This window comes from Methanobacterium sp. (assembly GCA_030017655.1).
GTDB lineage: Archaea > Methanobacteriota > Methanobacteria > Methanobacteriales > Methanobacteriaceae > Methanobacterium_D.
This window is the reverse complement of sequence record JASEIM010000058.1, coordinates 1,000-1,302: the sequence shown is the minus strand read 5'-3', so window position 1 is coordinate 1,302 and position 303 is coordinate 1,000. Positions and strand designations below refer to the sequence as shown.

The following is a 303-nucleotide window of genomic DNA, read 5'->3' as shown; positions in this document are numbered from 1 at the left end:
AAATCATTCATTGAAACTAACAAGAGACTCCCAAATTATGTAACAATTGGTACAACTCAAATTCAAATGCCTGATTTCTTAAAACTACTCACTGCAGGTTTATTACAATTAAACAGCGGAAAAACAACTCCAATAGCACTTAAAACTGTTAATGATCCAGCAAAGCCAAGTGAAAGTATTAAAAGCGGAGATCTAACTAAAGCAGGTTATTTAGACCTTGCTAAAAGAGTTAATGCATTTATTGATGCAAATGGTGTTTTACCAAACTATGCAAACAGTAATCTCGGTAAATTAAGGTATTAA

At 32.0% G+C, this 303-nt stretch carries 1 protein-coding gene; it reads left to right on the top strand.

Translation table 11 applies throughout. The features are described from left to right. Positions 1-303: pseudomurein-binding repeat-containing protein (locus QMD61_11595; protein MDI6725277.1), on the top strand; the 303-nt coding region annotated here is incomplete at its 5' end.